Genomic DNA, 26,286 nt, shown 5'->3' on the forward strand with positions numbered 1-26,286 from the left:
TAAAATGACCATTGGTTGGCATTTTGATAATTCATATTCAAAACTATCAAAAACATTTAAAGAAGACATCAAACCTACACCAGTTCATGAACCTGAGTTAGTTATTTTAAATGAAGAGCTGGCCAAAAATTTAAATTTAAATTTTTCAGGAATTGATAAAAAAAAATTAGCTGAAATATTTTCGGGAAATAGTTTACCTGATGGAACGAATTCTATTGCACAAGCATATGCTGGCCATCAATTTGGTCATTTCACCATGCTTGGAGATGGTAGAGCAGTTCTATTGGGAGAGCATTTAGTTAATAAAAATAAGCGTTTTGATATACAATTTAAAGGTTCCGGTAGAACATCTTTTTCTAGAGGTGGAGATGGAAGAGCTGCTTTAGGTCCAATGCTAAGAGAATATATAATAAGTGAAGCAATTCACTCTTTAAATATTCCAACCACCAGAAGTCTTGCAGTTGTTAAAACTGGAGAAAAAGTGGTCAGAGAAAATTTGTTAAATGGAGCAATTTTAACAAGAGTTGCATCCAGTCATATTCGAGTTGGTACTTTTCAATATATTGCAGCTACTCAAAATCTAGAGGATCTTAATACATTAGTTGATTACACAATTGATCGACACTATCCAGAAATTAAATCCTCTAAAAACAAAGCAATAGATTTATTAAGTCTTGTAATGGAAAGACAATGTCAGTTAGTAATTAATTGGATGAGGGTTGGATTTATCCATGGGGTGATGAACACTGATAACATGGCTATTTCTGGTGAAACAATTGATTATGGTCCATGTGCTTTCATGGATCAATATGATCCAAAAACTGTATTTAGCTCAATCGATAAATTTGGAAGATATGCTTTTTCAAACCAACCACCAATTACTAAATGGAATTTAGCAAGATTTGCAGAATGTTTAATTCCTCTTATTGATAAAGATGAAGGTAAAGCAGTTAAAATTGCAACAGAGTTAATTGATAACTTTCAAAATATTTATGAAGAAAAATGGTTAAATATGATGAGAGATAAACTTGGTTTATTTGGTGAAGATAAAAACGATCTAGTATTAATTAATAAACTTTTAGATTGGATGAAAAAAAATAAAGCAGATTACACAAATACCTTCTGTCATTTAATGGGTATTGAGATTGATGAAGAAGTTTACAAAAATGATGATTTTAAAAGTTGGACCAATGAATGGGAAAAAAGATTAAAACTAAATAATTTATCTGACAAACATATAGAACTGATGAAAAAAACTAATCCTGTAGTTATACCAAGAAATCAAAAAGTAGAAGAAGCCCTAGCTGATGCAGATAAAGGAAATCTAGACACAATGAATAAACTTTTAAAAGTTTTAGGTAATCCTTATTCTGATCAAGAAAATATTATTGAATTTCAAAAACCTGCACCAATTGGAAATGAAAAGTATCAAACTTTTTGTGGAACCTAATTTATAATACGTATGGCTCAGGCCTTGCACTTTTTCCCAATACTCTTTCAACTGAAAAATCACTAATATCAATTGTCTGATACGAGCCGGTAGTAATCAATTCTGTTAATGCTCGTCCGATACCTGGGGCTTGCATTAATCCTCTTCCTGTAAAACCAGTAGCCATATAAACATTATCGTACTTAGGATGTTTACCAACAACCGCATTATTATCTAACCTGTTACAATCGTAATAACCTGCCCATCCTCCTGTTAATTTCAATTCCTCAAATGCTGGTATTCTTTTTGCTAAAGCTGGCCAAACTAATTCTTCAAAATCATTCCATGCTGGCTCTAAATCTTCTGCATCAAATACTGATATTGGTGATCCTGCTAAATATTCTCCTCCCTCAGGTCTCCAATAAACACCAGTAGTTAAATCGCCAGTCAGAGGCATTTCTTTTATATAAGTTGGACATTTTACTCTGAATACAGTGTGTTTTTGAGGCTCAACAGGAATGTCTTCTAATAATTCTTTAGTCCAACACCCAGCTGCAGAAACAATTGTTTTAGCGTTTATCTCTGAAAGACTTTTAACTTCTCCTTTTATAAATTCTGCTCCAAGTTCTATTGCCTTACTTTTAAGTGCACTATGAAACATAAAAGGATCAATCCAACCTTCACTTTGATTATCTGTGTAAGTAGCAGTCTCAACACCTTCATCATTTACATATGGAAATACTTTTGATAGCTCTGAGCCTTTAATGTTTTTTGTACCTGCATCACATTCTTTATGATTTTCTAAAGCTTTATATTGTTCTTCAGCATGTTCAGGACCAAACATCAAAAGGTAACCATTGGTCACCATACTTGCTGTTGGATTAGGATTTTTTTCGGTTTTTAATAATTCTGGTATTTGAAAAATAAATTCTCTTGCAAATTTACCTAGTAAGATATTTTCTTTTTGAAAAAATTGTCTTCTAAATCCTCCTAATGACAAAGGAAATGAGGCTGTTTTGTAAGTTGGATCTCTTTCAATAACTTTAACTTTTCTTCCTTCTTTTGAGAGAAAATAAGCAGTGGCTGCTCCTATTATTCCACCACCTACTACAACAACATCATCCATAATTAATTTAATATTATTAAACTTGTATTCAAAATTAGAGCAAAGCAACACCAAAGTAAATATGGAATCATTAAGTACGAGCTCAACATTGTGACGCGCCTATATCTTATGATTAGATTGATAATGAATCCAATTAACACAACTAACACTAATATAGCTAAAAGCATGTTATGAAATACAAAGAAAACTATACTCCAAGTTGCATTAAAAACTAAATGAATAAAATAAATATAAATTGTATTCATCTCCTTATTTTTAGAATGCCAATACATCCAAATAGAAATAGTCATCAATAAATACAAAATTGTCCATACTGGACCAAACACCCAATCTGGTGGATTAAAAACAGGTTTATTTAATAAAGAATACCAGGGCTCCTTGAAAGTGACTGTGGCTAAACCACCAATTAATGAAGCTGAAAATGTAATGATAAGAAATAATATAAATGTTACAACTCTATTTTTTAACATAATGTTTATACATAACAAAAAATGAACAAAAAAACTATTTGGATAACTGGTGGTAGTACAGGAATTGGTAAAGCCTTAGCAATTAAATTTGCAAACAAAGGCTGGAATGTTGCTGTATCTGCGAGAAGAGTTGAACTTTTAGATGAGCTTTCAAAAAACTTTGAAAATATTTCATGTTTTCCTTTAGATGTTACTGACAAAACTAAATGTGTAGAAGTTTTTGATCAAATTAAAACTAAGTTTGAAAATATTGATATATGTTTTTTTTCAACTGGTACATGGAATCCAAAAAAAGAAAAAGAAATTGATATTGAGCAAATGGAAGATGTTTTTAAAATAAATTTTTTTGGAACAGTAAACTCCATTAAAGCAGTAGAGCAATATTATAGAGAAAGAAAAAATGGGATAATTACTATCGTTTCATCTATTGCAGGTTATAGAGGATTACCTAATTCAACTGGTTATGGGCCATCAAAATCTGCACTAAATAATTTAGCTGAAAGTTTATATTTTGATTTCCAAAGATATAATGTTCGAGTTTGCTTGGTTTCTCCTGGTTTTATCAAAACACCAATGACAGATAAAAATGATTTTAAAATGCCATTTTTAAAAACACCTGAATATGCAGCTGATCAAATCTATGATGGCTTAATTAATAAAAATGTTTTTGAAATACATTTTCCAAAAGCACTTACTTTAACTCTAAAGTTATTTAGTTTTCTTCCAAGTAAACTTTATTTTAAATTATTAGGGAAGATGACTAAATATCAAAAAAATAATTAATCTTTAACAAATACAACAGTTAGCTCTGCTACTTTAAATCCAAACTTAGTCATTGTAGCTCTGTTGATTGCAACTCTTTCATCTTGTTTAAAGATCCAATCATCAAAAGTAATTTTTAATTCTTTTCCTTTAACTGGAACTAACAGAACATATTCAAACTTAAATGCAGGTCCATATGAATAACCTATTGCTTTTCCAACAACGTCCCCTGCTGTACCTTCATAATTATGTTCATCTATTTTAGTAATTGTCCATTCACGGTCTTGAACTTCACCATCATCCCAATTAAATTTTTCTTTTAAAATTAATTGTTTGCCATCCCATGTGCCATCTAAATCAGCTGAGAATTGTCTTGTAACTTTTCCTGATCTATTTTGTAAAACACCCCAAGCTTTAACGTTTCCTGTTAGATATTCTTCAATAATTAATCTAGGTTCTTTATTTTTAAAATCTTCTGGTTTCATGGCGCTATTATTTGAGCAACTTGTAATTAAGAATGCCAAAATAAGCAACGAAATTGATTTAATTATTTTCATATTATTTACTGTTATTTATTCTGCATTGAGAATTGAATCAAATCAATATTTTTGGATTTAAATCCAGCTTCACAATAAGATAGGTAAAATTCCCACATTCTTTTAAAGGTCAGATCAAATCCTTGATTTTTGATTTGGTCCCACTTTCTTAAAAACTCTTTTCTCCAGATAGCCAACGTTTCTGCATAATGATCTGCATATGAAACATATGAATTAATTGTTAAGCCATTATCTGAAACATATCTATTAATACTATTTTTATTGGGAAGAAATCCTCCTGGGAAAATGTATTTTTGAATGAAATCCTGTTTATTTTTGTATCTATCAAACAAACTATCATCAATTGTTATTGCTTGAATTGCAGCCTTTCCCCCATTCGATAAATTATCCTTAATAGTTTTAAAATAACTCTCTAAATAATTTTGCCCGACTGCTTCAATCATTTCAATTGAAGCAATCGAATTATATTTTCCTTGAAGATCTCGATAATCTTTAATCTCAATATTTACTTTTTCATTTAAACCACATTTATGAATTCTCTCTTTTGCGTATTCGAATTGTTTTTTAGAAATAGTAATACAGTCTAATTTTACGTCATATTTTTTACCTAAATATTCTGCAAAACCACCCCATCCACATCCAATCTCTAATACTTTGTCACCAGAACTAGGTTTGATTAGATCAATTAATTTTTGGTATTTATTATTTTGCGCAACACTTAAATTTTTTGAACTATCATCAAAGATTGCACTTGAGTAAGTTAAAGTATCATCTAACCACAATGAAAAAAAATCATTTCCAAGATCATAATGTTTAGCAATATTTTCCTTACTTCGACTTTTTGTATTTTTAACTATTTTATTTTTTATAAAATTTATTACAGGTAGATCAAGCAAACCTGAAAATTTGTGTATTACTTGAATATTTCTGGCTGTTAACTCAATTAGATCTGAAAGATTATCAGTTTCAAATTCACCTCTCATATAACTTTCAGCAAAACCAATGCTTCCACCTATAATTAAATTATAATTAAAATTTGGATTTTTTATCTTAATATTTGCCTTTAAAGATTGATCAGGGTTACCAAACTTTAATATCTCACCTTCACAGGTAGTAATCTCAAGGTATCCATTCTTAATTTTGCCTAAAAAATTAAACACTAATTTATCTGCAGCTTTATTTAAAAACATTAATTTTCTACTGTTATATTATTTCTTATTTTTATTTTTTTTTTAATTAGTTTAATTCCTTTCATCCATAATTTAAATGCTTCAAAATGGATGGCTAATATTATTTTTATTGTCATTAGAGGATGTTTTAAATACGATTTTAATAATTGACTACTATTTAACTCTGTTCTTCTTCCATCTTGGGATGCAAATAAAATTTTTCCCTCTTGATCGTATTGATCAATGATTACAGATAGTTTTTCATCAGGGTTAAGAATTCTAAAGAAATACTTACAATTCATTTCTATAAAAGGTGAAACATGAAATTTTTTAAAACAATTATTCTGAATTAATTTATTTTCACTATCTACCCTAAAAACATAAGTATGTTGCTCACCAAATGTATTTTTCACCTCATATAAAATAGATATTAGTTTATCACTTTGATTGTAAACAAAAAAGATACTTAGAGGATTAAATACATAACCAAATATTCTTGGATAACAGAGAAGCTTAATTTTTATATTTGTAGTTTCTATTTTATTTTGTTCTAAATTTTTCTTTACCCATTCTTCTAGAGAAGATCCATCACGTTCACCATGATCCTTTTCATGAAAACTAATTAAATTGAACTTATTCAATGAAAAAAAGCTGATCTCATGATCCATTTTTCTTAGCTCAGATAAATCAATTAAAAGTGAGAAAACACTATACTTAAAATAGTGCACTTTTGGTTTGAAACGTTTATGGATTACTTTCCCGTTATATATACATGAGTTATTCATTTAGGTATTTTAGCATCTCAATCGATGATTTTATTCCATCTTCATGAAAACCGTAACCAAAATAACTCCCACAAAAAAGTAAATCTTTTTTATTTTGTAAACTAGATAGTTCAGATTGAGCATCTAATGCTTGTTGATCATAATAAGGATGAGTAAATTTAACTATTTTAAGTATTTTGCTCTCATCAATCTCAAAATAAGGATTAAGAGTTAAAAAAATGTCCTGATCACATTTAAGGTTTTGCAAAAGATTTAACCAATAAGTAATGGAGTTTTTTTCTAAATCCTTATCATTGATTGATGAGTTCCATGAAGACCATGCCTTTTTATTTTTTGGCATCGCTCTTTTATCAGTATGAATATATGCAAAATTTTCTTTATAACTAAAATTTGATAAAATTTTTGTCTCTTCATTGGTAGGATTATCAATCAATTTTAAAGCTTCATCAGCATGCGCAGCTATTACAACTTTGTCGTAATCAAAAAATTCACTTTCACCACCATAATATAAGTCTAACCCTTTTGACTTTCTTGTAATTTTTTTAATTTTATAATTTTTAAAGTATTCACCACTTATCTTTGAAATTACTTTATTTACATAAGTTCTGCTTCTGTTGGTTACGGTATACCATTGAGGTCTATTTTTTAATTTAAAGAGTCCATGATTTTGAAAAAATTTTAAAAAGAATGTTATTGGCATCTTGCTAGCTTCATAAGGTGGCATAGACCAGATTGCAGATACCATTGGGATAATATGATAATCAATAAACGTTTTTGATAGTTTGTTATTTTTTAAATATTCACCTAAAGTTAATTTTTGATCTGCAACATTTATTCGATCACTATTTTTATAAAATTTGATGATATCAAAAAACATTTTTAAAAAATTAGGATTAAACAAATTAGATCTTTTAGAAAAAATTCCATTTAAACCCTTTCCACAATATTCAAAGTTTGTATTTTCTACTGATACTGAAAAGGACATGTCGCTTTTTTCAATTTGAACATCATTTTCTTTAAAGAAATTAATTAAATTTGGATAAGTTTGAAAATTAAATACAATAAAACCAATATCTACAGATACTTTCTTGTGATCAAAAATTAAATCTATTGTATGTGAATGACCACCAAAATGATCTTCTTTCTCAAAAAGATCTACATGATGTTTTTTTGATAAATAATAAGCGGCACTTAAGCCTGATATACCAGAACCAACTACAGCAATTTTCATTAATGATTATGCCGCGTCTTCTTTAAACTCATCCATACTTGGACAAGTACAAAAGATATTCTTATCTCCATAAACATTATCCACTCTTGCAACTGGTGGCCAAAATTTATTTGTTTTTAAAAACTTAGCAGGATAAGCAGCTTGCTCTCTTGAATACTTATGATCCCATTCATCTGAAGCAAGTTCTATATCCGTATGAGGAGCATTCTTAATAGGATTGTCTACTTTATCAAACTCACCAGACTTAATTTTATCTATTTCAGATTTGATATTTATTAAAGTATTACAAAATCTATCAAGCTCAGATAAACTCTCACTCTCTGTTGGCTCTATCATCATTGTTCCTGCAACTGGCCAAGACATTGTTGGTGCGTGAAAACCATAATCAATTAATCTTTTAGCTATATCTTCTTCAGTAACTCCTATCTCACTCTTAATTGATCGAATATCAATGATACATTCATGAGCGACGTTGCCATTTGAGCCTTTGTAAAGAATTGGAAAATGATCTTTAAGTCTATGAGCTATATAATTTGCGTTTAATATAGCAACTTGCGTAGCTAGTTTTAAACCTTCAGAACCCATCATTTTAATATACATCCAAGAAATTGATAAAATACTTGAGCTTCCCCAAGGGGCTGCTGAAACCGCTCCTATTCCTGTAGCGGGTCCACAATCTTTAACAACTGGATGATTAGGTAAATAAACTTGCAAATGTTTTTTGCATGCAATTGGTCCCATACCTGGTCCTCCGCCACCATGCGGAATACAGAATGTTTTATGTAAGTTTATGTGGCAAACATCTGGACCAAAATTTCCAGGTCTTGCAATACCAACAAGTGCATTTAAATTTGCACCATCCATGTAAACTTGACCACCATGTTTATGTATTAGTTCACAAATATCTGTAATTTTTTCTTCAAATACACCGTGTGTAGAAGGATATGTAACCATTAATGCTCCAAGTTTTTCAGAATGCAGTTCTGCTTTTTTCTTTAAATCTTCAAAATCAACATTTCCTTCTTTGTCACAATCAACTACTACAACTTTCATTCCAACCATTTGTGCACTAGCAGGATTTGTTCCATGTGCTGAGCTTGGAATTAAACATATATTTCTATTTTCTTCACCTCTATCTAAATGGTATTTTCTAATAACCATTAACCCTGCATATTCTCCTTGAGCACCTGCATTTGGTTGAAGAGAAACTCCAGAAAAACCAGTAATTGATCTAAGCCAATTTTTAAGATCAGTGAATAATTCTCTATATCCTTCCATCTGTTCTACTGGTACAAACGGATGAGGTTCAGCTAATTCTCTCCAAGATATAGGTATCATTTCTGCAGTAGCATTTAATTTCATAGTACATGAGCCAAGTGCAATCATAGTTCTGTTAAGAGCTATATCTTTATCTTCTAATTTTTTTAAATATCTAAGCATCTCAGTTTCTGAATGGTATGAATTAAACACAGGATGTTCTAAATATTTTGAAGTTCTTAATAAATTTTTTGGTAAATTAGGTAAACTTACTGTTGGATCTTCTTTTTTAATCGACTCAGCTGCATTAAAAATTTTTAATAGTTGGTTTGCTCTATGCACATTTTTCTTTTCATCGAACGAAACAGCCAACATTTCAGAATTTACTCTTCTAATATTTACTTTTTGGTCTAAAGCATTTTTATAAATTTGATCAGTTTTATCTTTTGTTACAATTGTAACTGTATCAAAGAAATGATCTGAATAAATTTCATATCCAGATTGTTTTAATTTATCTGCAAAATTTTTAGCTAATTGTGATACTCGTTCTGCAATAGTTTTTATTCCATCTGGCCCGTGGTAAATAGCATATGCTGCAGAAACAATTGCTAACAATGCTTGAGCAGTACAAATGTTACTTGTCGCTTTATCTCTTCTAATATGTTGTTCTCTTGTTTGAAGAGATAATCGGTAAGCTTTATTTCCATGTCTATCCACAGACACACCAATAATTCTTCCTGGCATAGACCTTTTAAATTCATCTTTAGTTGCAAAGAAAGCTGCATGAGGACCACCATATCCCATTGGAATTCCAAACCTTTGAGAGCTTCCAACTGCAATATCAGCGCCTAATTCTCTTGGTGTTTTAAGTAGTGCTAAAGCTAATAAATCAGAGACTAATACAGCTTTTCCACTTTTTTTATGGATTTTACTGATAGCTTCGCTTGGATCTTTAATGTCTCCTAAAGTTCCAGGATACTGAAGAATTCCGCAAACTAAATCCTCTTTAAGTTGATCTAATACTTTATCTTCATTACCAACAAGTACTTTTAATCCCATTGGCTCTGCTCTTGTTTGAATTACATCAATTGTTTGTGGGTGACAATTTTCTGAAACAAAAACTAAATTGCTATCCTTTTTATTTAACCTATGACTTAATCCCATAGCTTCTGCTGCTGCTGTTCCTTCATCAAGCAAAGATGCGTTTGCAATATCCATGCCTGTGAAATCAACAATCATTTGTTGGAAGTTTAGAAGCATTTCTAATCTTCCTTGTGCTACTTCAGGCTGATAAGGAGTATAAGATGTATACCAACCTGGATTTTCTAAAATATTTCTTAAAATTACATATGGAGTGTAAGTTCCATAGTAACCCATGCCAATAAAATTTGAATAAATTTGATTTTTTTTTGAAATTGCTTTCAGTTTTCTTAATGCTTCATACTCAGAATTAGACTCTCCTATATTTAATCCATCTTTCAATTGTATCTTTTCTGGTACTGTACTTTTTATTAAATCGTCTAATGAATTATAATTAAGCTCCTTCAGCATTTTATTTTGATCTTCTTCTGAAGGTCCAATGTGTCTTTTTAAAAAGTCTTTTTGTGAGTTATGTAACATTAGCTAGCACTCTCCTTTGCAAATTTATCGTATTCTTCTTTATTCATTAAACTGTCCATTTCTGAACTATCTTTCAATTTAAGTTTAAAAAACCAAGCTGATCCCTCAGGGTCTTCATTAATTTTAGCAGGATCATCTACTATAGCTTGGTTGGTATCTACTACTTCACCACTTACTGGAGTATAAACATCACTTGCAGCTTTAGTAGACTCAACTACCCCTGCTGTACCATCTTTTTCAACGTTTGAACCTTTTTCAGGTAACTCAGCAAAAACAATATCTCCTAACATTTCTGTTGCATGTTGTGTAATTCCAATCGTAGCTGTATCCCCTTCTACTTTAATCCATTCATGTTCTTTAGAAAATTTTACTTCACTCATTAGGCTGCTCCTTTCACATAGCTTTTTTTATAAAATGGTAATCCACAGATATTTGCTGGGTGTTTTTTTCCTCTAATCTCAAGAAAAATTTTTGAATTTTTATTTGAATATTGACTATTTATATATCCCATAGCTATTGGTCCATTAACACTGGGTCCAAATGTTCCACTCGTAATTTCACCAATAATTTTATTTTTATCGTTAAAAATCTTTGTTTTTTCTCTAGCTATAATTCTTCCTTCAGGCTGTATTCCAACTCTCAATTGTTTTGTCCCCTGAGATAACTGTTCTTTTATCATTGATGAGCCAATAAAATTCATATCATCCAATCTTGATTTTGAGATAGCCCAATTAAGATTAGCTTCTATAGGTGTAAGTTTTGTATTTAATTCATGTCCGTACAAACATAGGCCTGCTTCTAGTCTCAAAGTATCTCTCGCTCCTAAACCAATTAATTCAGCACCTTTATTCATTAAATTTTTTGTAAACTTTTCTGCCAAACTATTTGGAACTGAAATCTCAAAACCATCTTCGCCAGTATATCCTGATCTGGTTACAAATATTTTATTTTCTAAATAGTTAAACCAACCCCCAGACATAAAATTTAATTTATTTACATCTGGAAGTATATTGTTGAGAATTTGAACGGCATTAGGCCCTTGTATAGCAACTAATGACCTATCTTCTTTTAATTCATATTTATAATTTTCTCCTAATGATTCTTGAATTATTTTGAAATCATTATCTTTACATGCTGCATTCAAGATTATTAAATAACCTTCTTCTAATTTTGTAATTATCAAATCATCATGTATTCCTGCCTGATCATTCAAAAGGAAACTATACTTTGATTTAAAAACTTTTAATTCTTTTAAGTTTAATGGAAAAATTTTTTCTAAATCTGCTGTCAATTTATTATCACCATAAATAAATAGTTGACCCATGTGTGAAACATCAAATATTCCAGCAGCAGATCTGGTGATTTTATGTTCCTCAACTATTCCTTTTTCATATTGAATAGGCATTTCATAACCTGCAAATTCGACAAATTTTGCTTTGTTTGTCTGGTGTAGATTAAATAATGCGGTTTTATTTTTTGTCATATTAACTCTTTTACCCATCTGTATATTTGCCTGAGAGTTTTGCTCCTTCGGCGAGAACTTAATCTCTTTCCAGAGTTAATATGTTACGGTCCTTTTGCCTGAGAGATTCCTGGGCAGTTGCTCCTTCGGCAGGTCATATTGCATACCATTCTCCCGTATAAATGAACCTTATATAAAAATCTAAATTAAATCTATGATTAAATTATATTTTTTTCTTTAAGAGTAAAAACTTATAAAATTCAATTGCTAGTACATAAGCCAAAATAGGACCAAAAATATATATCCACAATCCCCCAGGAAAGTTTGCAGCAAAATGAGGTCCTACTGCTCTAACCGGATTCATTGCGGCACCAGTTATTGCTCCGAAAACTATTACCTCTACACAAACAACTAATCCACAACATAAAGATAAAGTTATTAATGAGCCTTTCTGAATATATGAAATTATAATTATGACCACAGCAAGGATCAAAGATAAAATGAATTCTACTAAAAAAGATATCAGATAATTATATTCAACTTTTAATAATGGTAAGTTTGATCCAATATTTGCGATATTTCCAAATATCATTTTTAAAAAATAACCAGCACAAATACTCCCTAAAATTTGAAAAAAACTATAAAATATAAATGTATTGAATTGAATAACTCCAACCCTATACTCCATATATGATACTGCTGGATTTACATGCCCTCTCGAAAAATTTCCTAAAGTATAAATTAATGTAAATAAGATAATACCAGATGATAACCCTCCCATTAACTGACCTATTGATCCATTATAAAATGCATTTGCCATAACTGCTCCTGCAGCAAAAAAAACTAATAAAAAAGATCCAACAAATTCAAGAATAAAATTTGAAAATTTGAAATATTTACACTTTATCATTTGCTCAAAGTTAAATAAATTAATGGCAATTTTTCAGGCAAATCTGATGCAGATTTAATAATCACATAATTTTTATTACCAAAAATTCTAGAAAGGAATTTATTACTTTCACTCTCAACTCCAACACAAAATACATCTACCCCATTATGGGCTAGTCTTCTTACAGCATATTTTGCGTCCTCTAACAAATATTCTTTATCAGCAATATCAATATCTGATGGCTCGCCATCTGAGAGAATAAGTAATAATTTTCTATAGTTAGGTTGTTTTACTAAATCTTGACCAGCTTGCCTAATTGCAGCCCCCAATCTCGTGGAATATCCAGGCTTCATAGACTCTAATTTATATATATGGTTTGAATTTAGTTTTTCTTTAAAATCTTTAATTTTCCAAAAACGAACATCATCTCTTTTATTTGAGCAAAAAGTTGATAATTGGAAATCATCTCCAGCAGCATTTATTGCTTCACCAAGAATGCTTGTAGACTCTATCAAAGATGAAAATATTGTTTTTTTTGTATCTTTAATTAAATCATTTGTAGACTCAGATATGTCAACTAGTATTGAGGCTGCTAAATCCCTCTCTTTTTTTTGTACTTTTTTGTAAATATTTCCTGAAGGACTTGATCCTCTTTTGATATCAATCACATTTTCAATACAACCATCAATATCCAGTTCATCACCATCTTTTTGTTTTTTTAATCTGATAGGTTGTGAAATTTTAGAGGACTCAATAAGTCGTTTTATATTATTTACAATTTTTGAGTTTTCAAAAATATAATTTTCTAGATAATAATTATTTTTATTATTAAAATTATACTTTCTTACCTTACACCAATTATAATTTTCTCTTGCTGAAACATAATCAAACTCTGGTTGAAAAGATATAATTTCTGCCTCTTCTTCCTGAGAAAATTTTTTTGGCGCAACTTTAGCTAATGGAGTAATTACATCATTATTTTCCAGGTTTTTTTCTGCATCTTCAGTTTCTTTTTGATCAACTTGATAAGACTCTATACTGGATTGAAATTCCTCAGACTCATTAATATTGTCATTATCAAAATTCCATATACCAGAATTATCATCACGATAGATTGGATCTGGTAAATAAACTTTTGGATTAAATTGAAGTCGCATTTGACCAATATCCCAACCTAAAACATTTCCTAGCTCTCTACTTAAATTTTGATCATTCCATCTTTTTTTGTTTTGCAAAAATATATCTTTTGCTTTGACAATCCATCCATTTGAGTCTTTGTAATTTTCATCTACTAATGCTCTAGATAATCTTGAAAAAAGAGTTCGAGCTGTTAATGGTCCATAGGCTTTATTTAGATTTTTTGATTCACCAGTTGCTAAATGATAGGGTAGCCAGAGTTCTTTCAAACCTGGAAATTCTTTTATTGAAAGCAATTCAACTCTTGCATCTTCAATTATTGAGATAATTGCTACTTGAATAGGTTTAAGTTTTCCAATTTCAAATTTCTTAGTTGTAAATTTCATATGAGCTGCTGTATGCATAATTGCTGCTCTAAAAACCTCTTCACCTAATTTTCCAGTAAATCCAGGATATGAAGACGGTATTCGTACAAAATTATTACTAAAAGTTGTTCTCTTAATAGAGGATTTTGTATTAGTAATCTGTATTTCTCTTACATTAATATCTATTCCCCAAATTGCAGTTGAATAAATTTTTAATTTATTCTGGTGATCCTTAAAATTATTAATTCCTCCAGATTGCCCTAACCATTCTAAACCCTCTTTGTCTTTAAGAGAAAATAATCTCAATCTTTTTTCTAAATCTCCAGCACTGGCTCTAAGACAAGTTAAAAACCAGTCTTCAATTTGAGTAACATTAAACTTTGTCACTAAAAAATTCATTTCATCCAAAATTATTTCTAATACTTCAGGAGCCATGTTCGTAATTCTTTCAATAAGTATTAACCAATTTTGAAATTTTCTATCGTGTGAATAAAATTCTAAGATTTCTTTTGTAATAATTGAAAATTTATAAGCTAACTTTTGGTTTCTTTTAATTGTTATTGATGAAATTACAGAATAGAAAATTTTTATGGGAGGTAGTTCATGTTTATTAATTATTTCAATTGCCGTTTCTGAAAAACCTTTTAATGCAAGTTCTCCATATCCTGCATCTTTAATCTTTTTTTGATACTCTAGCCATGTTGATAAATTTTCACCTTTTAAAACTTTGTCGGCTTTATCTCGTAAATTATTTGGTATTCTTCCAAATTTATCAAAAGAAACTACATTATTGTTTGACACTTGAGACTACACTACCCCAGATCTCTAATAGATCTTTCCAACGATTCTCTTACATCTCTGTCATCAGTGATAGGAAGAACAATTGATTTCAAACAAGATTCAATAAAGCTAATTTTACTATTATATAATTTAGCTGCTGCTATAAGCATTCTTGTAGAGGCTCCTTCATGCAACCCTTTTCCTTTTAAATTTCTGGTTCGTTCTGAGACTTTTATAAGTTTTTTTGCAATTTGTTCTTCCACACCACTCTCTAGCATAATGATTTGCTTTTCAACATCCTCACTTGGATAATTAAAATCTATTGCTGCAAATCTCTGTTTTGTTGACTCTTTTAAATCCTTTAAAACACTTTGATAACCAGGGTTATACGAAATAACTAAGAAAAAATATTTATGGGCTTTAATTATTTCACCTGTTTTTTCTATTGGTAAAATTCTTCTATCATCAGTCAAAGAATGGATTACAACCGTGGTATCTTGTCTTGCTTCAACTATTTCATCTAAATAACAAATTCCACCGTATCTTACTGCTCTTGTTAATGGACCGTCTTTCCACACTGTCTCAGAACCTTCTAAAAGAAACCTTCCAACTAAATCAGATGCTGTCATATCTTCATGACATGAAACAGTAATCAAAGGCTGTTTTAATTTCCACGCCATATGTTCTATAAATCTAGTTTTGCCAGATCCTGTAGGGCCTTTTAACATAAGTGGAACTTTATTCTCCCAAGCAGAGTTAAAAATCTCAGTTTCATTATCAATTTGAATAAATTTTGGCTCAGTATCAATAAGAAAATTATTATTATCAGTCATAAAATAAAATTTGTTTGAATAATTTAAAAATTTTAAAGGCGCCTAAAAATTTCATTAAGCGCCTTTAAGTAATTTCAAGTTTATCTATGTGAAGTTTTTTGATTAGGCAATCCTTCTATAGGACTTTCTTCTGTACCTATAGTCGGTCTTGTTATCTCTTCAACCATTTTTCTAGTGCCTTCTGGATCGTTAACCCATTTTCTATAGAACTCATACGGCATCTCAGATGTACCTTTGTCTCCATCACCAGATTTTAACATTCCAGTATAACCTCTGTGAAGAAGTTTGAATAAATGATTGTTTGATTGAGCATTTGCTCTTGCATCTCTAATTGCAGAAACAGACATTTGCGCATATTGTATTCCATTTTCTTCTTCAGCACATTGACCTAATGTTCTTCCATCAAATCCTATTAATGCTGAATATCCAAAATATGAATAAACTCCATCAAAGCCTGTTGCATTAGCAACAGCTACATAAGAGTTATTTGCCCAAGCCATTGCTTTTGCCATTGTAACTTGTTGTTCTTTTGCTGGATACATGTATCCTTGACATCTTACAATCAACTCTGCACCTCTCATTGCACAATCTCTCCAAATTTCTGGATAATTTCCATCATCACAAATAATTAGAGATACTTTAAGTCCTTTAGGTCCTTCAGAAACATATGTACAATTTCCTGGATACCAGCCTTCGATTGGAACCCATGGCATAATTTTTCTATATTTCTGAACAATTTCTCCCTTATCATTCATTAAGATTAATGTGTTATAAGGAGCTTTGTTTGGGTGATCCTCATGTCTCTCACCAGTTAGAGAAAATACTCCCCAAACTTTATTTTTTTTACAAGCTTCTGCAAAAATTGCTGTCTCTTCTCCTGGACAAGATGATGCTGTTTCATACATCTCTTTCTCATCATACATTATCCCATGAGTGCTGTACTCTGGAAAAATTACTAAGTCCATTCCTGGTAATCCAACTTTCATTCCAGATATCATGTCAGCAATTTTTTTTGAGTTCTCTAAAACTTCTTTTTTTGTATGAAGTCTTGGCATTTTATAATTAACTACTGCAACACCTACAGTATCTTTACTACTACCTATATCACCATGATACATATAACCTCCTATTATTTATCAAAAATGTATTATAATTACGAAACTTAAACAATATAATAGATCGTTAATACATGTAAAATTTACACATATATATTCAACTGTAAGTTGCTTAAATGGTTAAGTATTTATCTACTAATTTATCTGAAATACTAGAGGCTTTTCCGCTTTCAACTAGTTCTCCTCTTTCAAGAATTATAAAATTATTTGCAGCCTTTTTTACAAACACAACACTTTGCTCTACTAATATTACTGTCATTTTATGTTCTTTATTCAGTTTTATTAAAACATTTTCTATTTCTTCTACAATATTTGGTTGAATACCCTCTGTAGGTTCATCAAGAATTAAGACTTTAGGCTTGGTTAATAAAGCTCGAGCAATAGCTAATTGTTGTTGTTGTCCACCCGAAAGATCTCCTCCTCTTCTTTTTTGGAAGTCTTTAAGAATTGGAAATAGTTGTAAGACGAAATCAACATCATCACTCACATTATCTTTATTTTCATCATCTCTTGCAAATACGCCTAACATCATGTTTTCTTCAACAGTAAACTGTGGAAGAATACCTCTTCCTTGTGGCACATATCCTAATCCATATTTGGCTCTTACATTTGTTGAAAGTTTTGAGATATCTTTTCCATCTAAAATTAATTCACCTTCAGATTTACTCATCAAACCCATAATTGTTTTTAAAAGAGTGGTTTTTCCCATACCATTTTTTCCAAGTATTCCAAGAAATTTTCCTGACTCTATTTCTAAAGATATGTTTTTTATGACTTTACTCTCTCCGTAAGAAGATGAGACATTTTTTAGCTTAAGCATTTGTAATTCCTTTGTGCCCTAAATAAGCTTCTTTTACTTTTTCATCTTTTTCAATTTCAGAGGCCTTACCTTCAGATAAAAGCTTTCCTTGATGCATTACTGAAATTATATCACTAATTTCTTTCACGAATCCCATATCATGTTCAACAACAATAAGAGTTTGTGTTTTTTTTAATTTATTAAATAATTCTGCAGTTTGACTTGTTTCATAATTAGTCATACCTGCTGTTGGTTCATCCATCAAAATCAATTTAGGCTCTTTTAAAACAACTAACGCTATCTCCAACCATTGTGTTTGACCATGTGATAAAAACTGTGCTGTTTTTTCCAGATCATCTTTCAGGCCTACAAATTCTGCTATCTCATGTATTTTTTCTTTATCATTTTTATTAAAAAATTTAAAAATATTTTTAAAAAACCCAAGATCAGAATTTAGAGCAACATACAAATTATCTTTTACAGTTAACTCCTTAAAGACGCTGGGAATTTGAAATTTTCTTCCAATACCTTTCCTGGCAATTATATGTTCCTCTAAGTTTGTAATTGGTTCTTTATCAAAAATAACTTCACCTGAAATTGATTTTGTTTTTCCACATATGATATCCATCACTGTTGTCTTGCCCGCTCCATTGGGTCCAATTAAACATCTCAATTCTCCGTTTTGGACATTTAAATTAAATTTATTAACGGCCTTAAAACCATCAAAATCTACAACTACTGATTTCAAACTTAATAATTCTTTTTTAGTTTTCATAAGCTATCTATTTAAAATATTTTTCAAAGGCTCCAGCTAACCCTTTTGGTAAAAATAAAACGGTAAGGATAAAAACTAAACCCATTATCAATGTCCAGGTATGTAAAAAAGTTTCTGTTTCAGATAAAAAGCCTTGACCCGCTGTAATTACAATTGCTCCTAGAAAAGAACCCATTAAGCTTTGTCGCCCTCCAACAGCACACCAAATAACAATAGATAAACTTAGAGGAACAGCTAAAAAAGTTGGAGATGCAAACTCCATCACTATAGTATAAAGCATGCCGGCAATTCCAGCTATGGCAGCTGATAAACACATTGAAGCTGTTTTATAGGTTCCAACACTGTAGCCTAAAAACCTCACTCTATTCTCATCATCCCTTATTGCTTGAAATATAAGACCAGCTCTACTCTTAGTAATTAACAAACTTAAAAAAATTACAATAGTCATTACACCAACAATTAAATAATAAGCTGCTGAACCGTAAGCATCAAATTCTAACCCGCCCACCTTCAGCATTACTAGATCTGTAATTCCATTAAAACCACCTGTATATCTTTGTTGGTCCATTATTAGTAAATAAACTACCAACATTACAGCCAGAGTTATAATAGCAACATATACTCCTGCAATTCTTCCTCTAAAAATAAAAAAACCTAAAATAATAGCCAACAAAACTGGTACAAAAATTCCTGCCAATATTCCAAAAGTCAGTGAATAAAATGGCTCCCAAAACCAAGGAAGAGTTTCTACATTGTTCCAAACCATGAAATCTGGTAATCCACCAGAACCTGTATGCACTGCATCAGTTTTTAATTTTAAAGACATAGCCATACAATATGATCCTAAACCAAAAAAAACTGCATTTCCCAAATTTAGTATCCCTGTGTAACCCCAGCTCAAACTTAAAGAAACAGCTAACAATCCTAGGCAAATATATGTTGAACTTTTATTTATATAAAAAGGATCATCACCTAATAACGCAGGCACAAATAATAAAGCAAAACAAACTACGCCATAAATAAAAAAATCATTTTTAAAAAGTTTTTTATTCATTTTTTAAGATCTAATTCTTTTAGTAAATAAGCCTTGAGGTTTAATTCTTAAAATTATTATTATTAAAATTAATACTAATGCTTTTGCTAAAGTATCATTTGAAAAAGATGCCAAAAAACTACTAGATTGACCGATGATTAATGAACTCGCAGCAGTACCAATTAGGCTTTCAACACCTCCTAAAACTACAACCATAAATGCATCAATAATATAATTTGTACCCATATCTGGAGATATACTTTTTAAAGGTGCAACAAAAGCACCTGCAACAGCTGCTATACCTGTACCAAATGCAAAAGTAGAAGAGTAAACTACTCCAGAGTTTATTCCAAAACAACTTGCCATGTCTTTATTTTGTGTAACTGCTCTTAATCTAATTCCAAAACTAGTTTTAAAAATTATAAACCAAGCAATAAAAAATATTGCAATTGCAAATAAAAAAATAAAAACTCTATATATAGAGACCTCCTGACCAAGAAAGGTCATACTTTCAGCCATAAAATTTGGTATTTTTAAATATTTTAACTCTGAACCAACTGTTAAACGAATAAATTGTTGTAAAAGTACTCCAATACCCCAGGTTGCTAAAATTGTATCAAGCAACCTATTGTAAAGATGTCTTATTATTAGTCGCTCAATTAAAAAACCCATCAAAGCGGTAATTAAAAATATTGGTACAATGCTGGCAATTAAACCCATACCTAATTTAGTTTGCAAAAACCATGAAGTATAAGCGCCAATCATAACAAACTCACCATGAGCCATGTTGATTACTCCAGTCGTTCCATAAATAATTGCAAGTCCAAGTGAAATCATCAATAAAATTGAAGTCATGCTTAGACCACTAATAAATTGTGAAACAAAGAAGTCCATTTTAATATTAACCTACAGTAATTTTGTATTGAAGTTTTATATCAAATTTTTTATTCAGGCCCAATAATAAATATTAGGCCTAAATGTTTTTTAATTATTAAGCGTTAACCAAACCTTTTTCTGTACAAGTTTGATCTGGGTATGCGGCATAAGGTAATGGTTTTAACCAATTGTCAGTTTTTTGAATTATATCAAACTGACCATCAGATTTACAAATACCAATTTTAGGCCACAAGTAAGTGTGCAAGTTATCAGGGTCAATTCTAATTTTACCTTGCGGAGCAATCAATTCTTGACCTTTACACGCTTCCATAATATTTGGAGGAGTAATATCCCCAGATGCACCTAGTCTTTCTAGGGCTTGCTTGAAGATATAAACACCAAAATATGCTGGCTCTGAAACGAAGTGAGTAACTTTATCTGAACCCCATCTTTTCTTGTAAGATGAAACAAACTTTTCGTTTTCTGCAGATTGGTGAACCATGAAATATGGTGCTGATGTTAAATGTCCAGCAGCAGCATCACCACCCATAGCAGCAACTTCATTTTCTGATGTTGTTAAACTTGCCATAGGCATTTTATCTGGATTCAATCCTGCTGCTCTATATTGTTTGTGTAGAGCGACAACTGAATCTCCTACGACTGTTGAAAAAATAACATCGGGTTTGTCATTTTTAAATTTATTAACAACTGATGAAAACTCAGAGTGACCAAGTGGTACATATTCTTCCATAAGAACTTCACAACCAAGTTTTTTAAGAAGTATTTTACAATAGTTGTTTTCTTCTTTTGGATATATGTAGTTAGATCCAATAAGTGACCATCTTTTTCCATATGTTTTAACAAGGTATGGAATAAAATCGTCTTGTTGTTGATTAGGAACTGCGCCAGTATAAATTACATTTTTAGAACACTCTCTACCTTCGTAAAGTGTAGGGTAAAAATATAAATTATTTCTTTTCTCAAAAACTGGCAACACAGCTTTTCTACTTGCAGAAGTATAACTACCAAAAACAGTTACACACTTTTCTTTAAGTACTAACGTTCTTGCTTTAGCAGCAAATGTTGCGGGGTCAGAGGCTGGATCTGCTTCAATAGCTTTAAGCTTCATTCCATTCACTCCACCAGCAGCATTTATTTCTTCTATAGCCATTATTGTTGCTTTATGAAGCGACTCTTCAATAATTGCTAATCCTCCAGTTAGTGAAAATAAAACACCAACTTTTATTTCGTTATTTGCAGCAAAAACATTTCCTTGTTTCATCCATATGTGAGGAAAGCCTGCTGCCGCAGCACCAATGACACTCGCTTTTACTGAGTTAGTCAAAAAAGATCGTCTTTTAATACTTACGTTTGACGTTTTTTTCTTAGGCATTGTTTTCTCCTTTCAGAAAGAATGTATTTCTTAAAAAGTTATCTTATTAATAAAGAAAATTAAATGTAAAAATTACATGTATTTTATAGTAATAACTATTTATACAACTAATGGTTTAATTAATACAACTATTGGTTTAATTAAGTCATATAAGAATAAGAGTAAGATGTTTCTTTGATTAATTATTGAAGTATTAACAAAATCGAAAATATGCGATAAAATATATGTGTCGTCAAATACATATACATTATCATCAGCAACAAAGTTTCAAAGATATATAAACCATTCAATAACTTTCATGCGAAATGAAAAAAAATTTAAAGATGTCTCTTTGATCTTTAAAAATTTTAATTACTGGAAGATATTAATTTTTGTATTTGATGCTCATGAGAAAAAAAAACCTGTCTCAAAAAATCAGTTACTACAAAAATTAAAATGTTCATACAAAACGGGTAATAAATATATCGACGAATTAGTGAAAAAAAAAATATTAATTTCTTTTAATAAAAAAAATTTGAATTTAAAATCTAATTTTAGTTTAAGAAATTTAGATTACATAGATCAAATAGATAAAAGATTTAATTATTATATTCCTAGTCTCAATATTATTAATGATTTTAAAAAATTTTTAGATTTAAATATTATTTATTATAAAACAAAAAACTCTAAGCTTTCTTTGTAATTTGACTAAATTGCATAAAGACAGCAAAAATTACAATACCACCACCAAGAAGTACAATAAACGGAGGTTGTTCGTTAATAAAAATCCAAGCCCATAAAGGACCTAGTACTGCTTCTGTTAACATTATGATTCCAACCATTGCTGATGGTGTTCGTTGAGCACCAATAGTAATAAATATAAATCCTAAACCTAGTTGTAAAAATCCAGCTAAAAATCCTAAAAAGATATCGTTTGGAGTTATCATTATTTTTTCTGACATTAGATAACCAATTAATAATGCAAAAATACCTGCAACAAACTGAGCAGGAACCATGTCAACAGTTGGATATTTTCTTACTACTAAAATTAATGTAGCAAATGATATTGGCATTATAAACGCTGCAATATTTCCAGACATTTGACCTGGAGATAAAGAACTTCCAACCATTAACAGTATGCCTGAAATTGCAAGAATTATTGAGGTAAGAGTAATTGCTGAAATTTTTTCTTTTAAAAAAAAATAACCAAAAATTGCTAAGAAAATTGTTTGTGTTTGAATAATAAAATTAGCATTAGCAACTGTTGTATTATACATCGCAAATACATAACCACTAAAACCGAGTGATAAAATAAATCCACCAAAGAAACCAGGAAATCCTAAATTATAAAAGGATTTAAATACCTGTTTTTTATAAGTTAAAGCTAAGTACAAGCTAATTACAATTAGGAAAAATACTGTTCTCCAAAATAATATTTGCCAAAGAGTTGCTCCTTCAAATGACTTAACAATCAAACCTCCAAAACTGAGACTACACGCACCTAGAAAAATTAAAAAAGGCCCTGGAAGTTTTCTTATAATATTCATTATATTTGATTGAGTAGGTTCTGAGTATCCATCTCATACAATTTAAATAAAGTTTCAGCATCAGATAAATTTATCTCTTTAAATTTGATTTTTGAGCCAGGAGATATTTGTACCAATCGATCATAATCAACACTAGCTACCACACCAATTTTTGGATATCCTCCAATAGTACCATGGTCTGAAAGCATAATAATTGGGTTTCCATCTGCTGGTACTTGGATAACTCCTTTTAACAAACCTTCTGATTTAATATTGGTATTTACAATATTTTCAATTTTTGGACCTTCTAATCTCATTCCCATTCTATCTGAAAGTTTTGATACAGAATATTCTTTTTCAAAAAATATCTTTTTTCCTTCATCAGAAAAATAATCAAAGTTTGGTCCTTTTATTACTCTAATATTTTCAACTTTAGAATTTATATAGTTAGTCTTTTTTTTACTTTGGTCTGAATTAATATTTAGGATATTTATTTTTTGACCGTTCTCTAATTTTTTTCCATTATTTGATCCAATATTTGCCTTAGTATTTATCGAACAACTATTCCATTGAAATTTTAAATCTAATTCTCCACCAACTGCTAAATAGCCATAAACTGATTTATTTGTTGATATAAGATTGATTTCATCTCCACTTTCGATTTGATAACTCTCATAACAATTACCATCAATTTCTGTGCCTTTTTTAATAATTTTAAAAACAATATCGCCTGTAACTGCTATATTAATTTTTTCTCCTAAATATTTTAAATGTGGTCCTTGGTATGCAAATTCTATCACTGGTGAATTCAATTTATTACCTACCAGCCTATTAGCTAAACTATAATTTCTATTATCCATTGCTCCACTAAATGGAATTCCTATATGATATAAATTGTTTCTTCCTTGGTCCTGAAAAGTTGTATTCACTCCAGCTCTTATTATTTCGAAATTATTTGTCATTGTAGCTATTATATTTTTCAAGATTTATTTGTTTAAAAACTACTATATCGCCAGGATTTATTAAATTTGGCTCTAATTCTTTTGAGTTATCAAAAACATCTACAGGTGTATTGCCAAGTATGTTCCATCCACCAGGGCTTTCAAATGTATAAATATTTGCAAATTGTTCAGTTAAAGCAACTGATCCTTTTGGAACTTTTACTCTTGGTGTTTCTAATCTTGGTACTCTCATATTTTCATCTAAATCACCTAAAAAAGGCATACCAGCAATAAATCCAGTCATATAACAAAAATATTCCTTACCAAAAAAATTTTCTAAAATTTTATCTCGATTGATATTTAATTTTTCTTCTAATCTTTTTATATCAAGAGAAAATTGATCATTACAACAAACTGGAATTTCTATTTTAGTATTATTGTTATCTTGAGTTTCATTAACATTTAAATTTTCAATTAATTTTTTAACTTCTTTAAAGTTTGTTTTTCTAAGGTCATAAGAAACTATTAATTTATTATAAGAAGGAGTTAAATTATTAATACTTTCAACATTTTCTTTTTTTAAAGCTTTAAAATATTTTATTACTTCAGAGTTAACTGATTTATTTACCTCTACACCAAAATCACAATAAACAGCTGCGTCACCAAGATTTGATATATTTTTTATCATGGCATGTTATACTTCAACAATTAGAACTATGGAAATTAATATAAATTGTGATTTAGGTGAAAAATCAAAACACCATTCAAATAAATATGATCCAGATTTACTTGATATAGTAAATTCTGCTAATGTTGCATGTGGATTTCATGCCGGTGATGAAGAATCTATGAACCAAGTGGTTCAAATATCGAAAAAAAACGGTGTAAGCATTGGTGCTCATCCCTCATTCAATGACCCAGAAAATTTTGGCAGACAAAGAATGAACCTTGCACCTGAAGAAGTTAGAAAATTAATTATTGATCAATATGAAATTTTACAAAAGATTGCTCAAGATCATGGAGAAAATGTTACTCATATAAAACCACATGGAGCATTAAATAATATGGCGTGTGAAGATATTGATCTAGCAACCACTTTAGCAAAAGCAATCAATGAAATAAGTAAGGATTTAATCTATTTAGTTCCTACAGGTTCTAAAATGGAACAAGCGGCTAAAAAATTAGATATGAAAATTGCATGTGAGATTTTTGCAGATAGAACCTATGAAGATGATGGAAATTTAGTTTCTAGAAAAAAACCACATGCATTAATTACTGATCCTGAAGAAGCAAAAAAACATGTATTAAGTATGGTTAAAAATCAGGCACTGAATTGTCACAGTGGAAAGCAAATATCTTGTGAAATCGACTCTGTGTGCATACATGGTGACAATGAAAGTTCTCTTGCTACTGCAAGATCAATTAGAGAGAATTTAATTGAAAATGGACTTAACTTAAAACCTTTAAGCCAAATGGAGAAATTTTTATAATGATTAAAAAAATATTTATTACGTTAATATTTGTTTTATTTGCTTCCAATGCAATGTCAGCAGGTTCAGATTCAACTTCTAAGAAAGTAAAATCAAATTATGACAAAGCAGTACAATCAATAAAATTTGCAAAAAAATATGAGAAAAAAGGCAAATTAGAAAAAGCAAAAAAAAGATATGCAAAAGCTCAGAAGCTTCTTCTCAAATCAAATAAAGAAAAACCTCTTCAAGCAGATACTTTAAATTATTTAGGTTTTACGACTAGAAAACTTGGAGATTATGAAAATGGAGAAAAATATTATCTTTTAGGTTTAGAAATTGATCCAAATCATAAAGGTATTAATGAGTATCTTGGAGAGCTTTATGTTGCTACAAATAGAATGGATTTAGCTAAGGAAAGACTTAAAGTATTAGAAACTTGCAACTGTGAAGAATATAACGAGCTGAAAGAAATAATTGAAGGAACAAAGAAATCTAAATATTAATT

General features: G+C 30.1%; 26 protein-coding genes and 1 riboswitch. Of the genes, 5 read left to right on the forward strand and 21 right to left on the reverse strand.

Translation table 11 applies throughout. The features are described from left to right. The first annotated feature begins 4 nt into the window (after positions 1 to 4). On the forward strand, positions 5 to 1,450 hold the full coding sequence (locus ACQY31_RS02900) for a protein adenylyltransferase SelO (protein ID WP_428080680.1): 1,446 nt from the start codon (positions 5 to 7) through the stop codon (positions 1,448 to 1,450). 1 nt (position 1,451) lies between these two features. Here the strand turns inward: ACQY31_RS02900 and ACQY31_RS02905 are convergent, their stop codons facing one another. Then, complete coding sequence (locus ACQY31_RS02905; RefSeq protein WP_428080682.1) at positions 1,452 to 2,555, reverse strand: NAD(P)/FAD-dependent oxidoreductase; 1,104 nt, start codon at positions 2,553 to 2,555, stop codon at positions 1,452 to 1,454. 2 nt (positions 2,556 to 2,557) lie between these two features. Beyond that, entirely contained in the window at positions 2,558 to 3,025 is a 468-nt protein-coding gene (locus tag ACQY31_RS02910) for a TspO/MBR family protein (protein WP_428080684.1), read from the reverse strand. 21 nt (positions 3,026 to 3,046) lie between these two features. Between ACQY31_RS02910 and ACQY31_RS02915 the strand changes: the two genes are divergently transcribed. Further along, positions 3,047 to 3,808, forward strand: a complete 762-nt coding sequence (locus ACQY31_RS02915; RefSeq protein WP_428080686.1) for an SDR family NAD(P)-dependent oxidoreductase — start codon at positions 3,047 to 3,049, stop codon at positions 3,806 to 3,808. Here ACQY31_RS02915 and ACQY31_RS02920 read toward each other — a convergent pair. The 16 genes from ACQY31_RS02920 to ACQY31_RS02995 all read right to left on the reverse strand — a co-directional run bounded on the left by ACQY31_RS02920 (position 3,805) and on the right by ACQY31_RS02995 (position 21,863). Then, a complete protein-coding gene (locus tag ACQY31_RS02920) occupies positions 3,805 to 4,344 on the reverse strand; it encodes a DUF3833 domain-containing protein (RefSeq protein ID WP_428080688.1) in 540 nt (179 codons plus the stop codon). The two genes, ACQY31_RS02915 and ACQY31_RS02920, sit on opposite strands and share 4 nt — an antisense overlap. An 11-nt stretch (positions 4,345 to 4,355) precedes the next feature. Further along, positions 4,356 to 5,534 carry a class I SAM-dependent methyltransferase gene (locus tag ACQY31_RS02925; protein WP_428080690.1) on the reverse strand — a complete coding sequence of 393 codons (1,179 nt, stop codon included), beginning with the start codon at positions 5,532 to 5,534 and terminating at the stop codon, positions 4,356 to 4,358. Then, the gene (locus tag ACQY31_RS02930) at positions 5,534 to 6,298 is read right to left on the reverse strand and encodes a DUF1365 domain-containing protein (protein ID WP_428080692.1); all 765 of its coding nucleotides are present in this window, start codon (positions 6,296 to 6,298) and stop codon (positions 5,534 to 5,536) included. Before ACQY31_RS02930 ends, ACQY31_RS02925 begins: the two co-directional genes overlap by 1 nt. Next, entirely contained in the window at positions 6,291 to 7,529 is a 1,239-nt protein-coding gene (locus ACQY31_RS02935; RefSeq protein ID WP_428080694.1) for an NAD(P)/FAD-dependent oxidoreductase, read from the reverse strand. The genes ACQY31_RS02930 and ACQY31_RS02935 overlap by 8 nt, the downstream gene beginning before the upstream one ends. A gap of 6 nt (positions 7,530 to 7,535) precedes the next feature. Continuing rightward, positions 7,536 to 10,406 carry an aminomethyl-transferring glycine dehydrogenase gene (gene gcvP / locus ACQY31_RS02940; protein ID WP_428080696.1) on the reverse strand — a complete coding sequence of 957 codons (2,871 nt, stop codon included), beginning with the start codon at positions 10,404 to 10,406 and terminating at the stop codon, positions 7,536 to 7,538. Next, positions 10,406 to 10,786 carry a glycine cleavage system protein GcvH gene (gcvH, locus tag ACQY31_RS02945; RefSeq protein WP_428080698.1) on the reverse strand — a complete coding sequence of 127 codons (381 nt, stop codon included), beginning with the start codon at positions 10,784 to 10,786 and terminating at the stop codon, positions 10,406 to 10,408. Before gcvH ends, gcvP begins: the two co-directional genes overlap by 1 nt. Beyond that, positions 10,786 to 11,889, reverse strand: a complete 1,104-nt coding sequence (gene gcvT, locus ACQY31_RS02950; protein ID WP_428080700.1) for a glycine cleavage system aminomethyltransferase GcvT — start codon at positions 11,887 to 11,889, stop codon at positions 10,786 to 10,788. The genes gcvH and gcvT overlap by 1 nt, the downstream gene beginning before the upstream one ends. A gap of 76 nt (positions 11,890 to 11,965) precedes the next feature. Next, positions 11,966 to 12,055, reverse strand: a riboswitch (glycine riboswitch). Positions 12,056 to 12,091: 36 nt separating this feature from the next. Next, on the reverse strand, positions 12,092 to 12,778 hold the full coding sequence (locus ACQY31_RS02955; RefSeq protein ID WP_428080702.1) for an MIP/aquaporin family protein: 687 nt from the start codon (positions 12,776 to 12,778) through the stop codon (positions 12,092 to 12,094). Next, positions 12,775 to 15,060: a nitric oxide reductase activation protein NorD gene (locus ACQY31_RS02960; protein ID WP_428080704.1), complete on the reverse strand. Its 2,286-nt coding sequence runs from the start codon at positions 15,058 to 15,060 to the stop codon at positions 12,775 to 12,777. Before ACQY31_RS02960 ends, ACQY31_RS02955 begins: the two co-directional genes overlap by 4 nt. 11 nt (positions 15,061 to 15,071) lie before the next feature. Further along, positions 15,072 to 15,872, reverse strand: coding sequence for a CbbQ/NirQ/NorQ/GpvN family protein (locus ACQY31_RS02965; protein ID WP_428080706.1), 801 nt, complete (start codon positions 15,870 to 15,872; stop codon positions 15,072 to 15,074). 80 nt (positions 15,873 to 15,952) lie between these two features. Further along, complete coding sequence (locus ACQY31_RS02970) at positions 15,953 to 16,990, reverse strand: aliphatic amidase (protein ID WP_428080708.1); 1,038 nt, start codon at positions 16,988 to 16,990, stop codon at positions 15,953 to 15,955. Between the two features lie 109 nt (positions 16,991 to 17,099). Then, positions 17,100 to 17,807: an urea ABC transporter ATP-binding subunit UrtE gene (gene urtE, locus ACQY31_RS02975; protein WP_428080710.1), complete on the reverse strand. Its 708-nt coding sequence runs from the start codon at positions 17,805 to 17,807 to the stop codon at positions 17,100 to 17,102. Further along, on the reverse strand, positions 17,800 to 18,561 hold the full coding sequence (gene urtD / locus ACQY31_RS02980) for an urea ABC transporter ATP-binding protein UrtD (RefSeq protein WP_428080712.1): 762 nt from the start codon (positions 18,559 to 18,561) through the stop codon (positions 17,800 to 17,802). Before urtD ends, urtE begins: the two co-directional genes overlap by 8 nt. Before the next feature lie 7 nt (positions 18,562 to 18,568). After that, positions 18,569 to 19,615: an urea ABC transporter permease subunit UrtC gene (gene urtC, locus ACQY31_RS02985; RefSeq protein ID WP_428080714.1), complete on the reverse strand. Its 1,047-nt coding sequence runs from the start codon at positions 19,613 to 19,615 to the stop codon at positions 18,569 to 18,571. 3 nt (positions 19,616 to 19,618) lie between these two features. Beyond that, positions 19,619 to 20,488 (reverse strand): urea ABC transporter permease subunit UrtB, encoded by an 870-nt coding sequence (urtB, locus tag ACQY31_RS02990; RefSeq protein ID WP_428080716.1) that lies wholly within the window; start codon positions 20,486 to 20,488, stop codon positions 19,619 to 19,621. A 97-nt stretch (positions 20,489 to 20,585) separates the two neighbouring features. Beyond that, positions 20,586 to 21,863, reverse strand: a complete 1,278-nt coding sequence (locus ACQY31_RS02995; RefSeq protein WP_428080718.1) for a transporter substrate-binding domain-containing protein — start codon at positions 21,861 to 21,863, stop codon at positions 20,586 to 20,588. A 226-nt stretch (positions 21,864 to 22,089) separates the two neighbouring features. Here ACQY31_RS02995 and ACQY31_RS03000 point away from each other — a divergent pair, with 226 nt between their 5' ends. Next, positions 22,090 to 22,545 (forward strand): hypothetical protein, encoded by a 456-nt coding sequence (locus ACQY31_RS03000; protein ID WP_428080720.1) that lies wholly within the window; start codon positions 22,090 to 22,092, stop codon positions 22,543 to 22,545. Here ACQY31_RS03000 and ACQY31_RS03005 read toward each other — a convergent pair. From ACQY31_RS03005 to ACQY31_RS03015, 3 genes are read right to left on the reverse strand one after another with little or no spacing between them, the layout of a single operon-like run. Then, on the reverse strand, positions 22,529 to 23,389 hold the full coding sequence (locus ACQY31_RS03005; protein ID WP_428080722.1) for a DMT family transporter: 861 nt from the start codon (positions 23,387 to 23,389) through the stop codon (positions 22,529 to 22,531). The two genes, ACQY31_RS03000 and ACQY31_RS03005, sit on opposite strands and share 17 nt — an antisense overlap. Then, positions 23,389 to 24,330, reverse strand: coding sequence for a biotin-dependent carboxyltransferase family protein (locus tag ACQY31_RS03010; protein WP_428080724.1), 942 nt, complete (start codon positions 24,328 to 24,330; stop codon positions 23,389 to 23,391). Before ACQY31_RS03010 ends, ACQY31_RS03005 begins: the two co-directional genes overlap by 1 nt. Continuing rightward, entirely contained in the window at positions 24,320 to 24,997 is a 678-nt protein-coding gene (locus ACQY31_RS03015; RefSeq protein WP_428080726.1) for an allophanate hydrolase subunit 1, read from the reverse strand. The genes ACQY31_RS03010 and ACQY31_RS03015 overlap by 11 nt, the downstream gene beginning before the upstream one ends. A 28-nt stretch (positions 24,998 to 25,025) precedes the next feature. Here ACQY31_RS03015 and ACQY31_RS03020 point away from each other — a divergent pair, with 28 nt between their 5' ends. Further along, positions 25,026 to 25,799, forward strand: a complete 774-nt coding sequence (locus ACQY31_RS03020; protein ID WP_428080728.1) for a 5-oxoprolinase subunit PxpA — start codon at positions 25,026 to 25,028, stop codon at positions 25,797 to 25,799. Continuing rightward, positions 25,799 to 26,284, forward strand: coding sequence for a tetratricopeptide repeat protein (locus tag ACQY31_RS03025; RefSeq protein WP_428080730.1), 486 nt, complete (start codon positions 25,799 to 25,801; stop codon positions 26,282 to 26,284). Before ACQY31_RS03020 ends, ACQY31_RS03025 begins: the two co-directional genes overlap by 1 nt. Positions 26,285 to 26,286: the final 2 nt, after the last annotated feature.

Origin of the sequence: Candidatus Pelagibacter sp. (genome assembly GCF_965262185.1) — a bacterium.
GTDB lineage: Bacteria > Pseudomonadota > Alphaproteobacteria > Pelagibacterales > Pelagibacteraceae > Pelagibacter.